The 1,220-nt window shown below is 65.7% G+C and carries 2 protein-coding genes; one reads left to right on the top strand and one right to left on the bottom strand.

Annotated elements, in window-relative coordinates; translation table 11 throughout:
* The first annotated feature begins 125 nt into the window (after nt 1-125).
* Entirely contained in the window at nt 126-389 is a 264-nt protein-coding gene (locus tag AC1VAN_RS22385) for a hypothetical protein (RefSeq protein WP_025878847.1), read from the top strand.
* An 18-nt stretch (nt 390-407) separates the two neighbouring features.
* Here the strand turns inward: AC1VAN_RS22385 and AC1VAN_RS22380 are convergent.
* Nucleotides 408-1,220: endonuclease/exonuclease/phosphatase family protein (locus tag AC1VAN_RS22380; protein WP_480986807.1), on the bottom strand; the 813-nt coding region annotated here is incomplete at its 5' end.

Genomic DNA, 1,220 nt, shown 5'->3' with positions numbered 1-1,220 from the left:
ACGAGGATGCTGGCAGGGTAGCGCGTGGGCCGCCGTGGACGTTCTCGCCACTGTGACGTTTCTGACTCTGCCGGAAGTGCCGCCCTCCGTGTAACTAGTGGGGAAAAACCACGGGAGCACAGGACATGGGCGAACAGAAGCAATCGGCGCAACGGACGCTGCTCGGTGATCCCGGCCTGCCAGGGGCCGGGCTGTCGGTCGGCGTGGTGGTGTTATTGGTACTGGCAGCGATGGCCGCGGTGATCGGCTTCGTGCGCCTGCCCGATTCAATGCTGGGTGTTGGCCTTGTCGGCATTGCGGTGTTCCTTGCCGTCGGCGCACGCATCTGCCAGGCGCGCGACCAGCATCAGGCGTTGTACCGCCTGCTGGGCAAGCGACCGTCGCCGTAGCGAGGGTCGCTGCATTGTTCAGTGCTTCGGCCAGTCCAGCTCAACGACCAGCGGGAAGTGGTCGGAGGGCAGTACGCCGTCGATGCGGCGGTCATCGGTCAGGAAGCTGCGCGCGTGGAAGCCACGTACCAGCACCCAGTCCAGCTCGGCGGTCGCCGTTCCTGTGAAGTTGTGGAAGGTCAGGCGCGGACCCTGCGGCGACTTGACCTGGCGACGGGTGTCCTGAAGCACCCGGGTGAAGGCCTGATAGGTGCCGCCGCCGGGCTCGCTGTTGAAATCACCGGTCAGTACCACCGGCAGGTCGGAAGGCAGCGCGGCCACGCGCGTGGCAATCAGTTCGGCTCCCTTGATCCGGCGCGGCTCGTCCTCGTCGCGGTAGGGCAGGTGGGTGTTCATGAAGTAGAAGCGACGGCCATCATCCAGGCGGCGGAACACGGCCCAGGTGACCATGCGCGGGAACAGGTTGCCCCAGCTGATGCTGCCTGCGACCTCGGGCGTATCGGACAGCCAGAAATTGCCTGACTCTTCCACCGCCAGCACCTTGCTGTCGTAGAACACGCCCATGTGTTCGTCGCCACTGCCACCGCGGCGGCCTTCGCCGAACCAGCGATAGTCGGGCAGATGTTCGGCCAGGTAATTGGCCTGCTCCAGCACCAGCTCCTGGGTGCCGATCACCGCCGGATGCGCCTGCTGGATCACCTTGACCATGGCATCGCGGCGGTCTTCCCAGCGCTTGCCAGGGTCGGTGTCGGCAGGGGTGCGTACGTTGAAGGACATCACCTTCAACGGCGCGGGCGATGCTGCCCAGGTGGCGGCGGGCAGTGCAAAAGC

It is taken from the genome of Stenotrophomonas sp. 05L44_2 (genome assembly GCF_056665995.1).
Note: the sequence above shows the minus strand (reverse complement) of the source record. Positions and strands in the feature narration are given on the sequence as shown.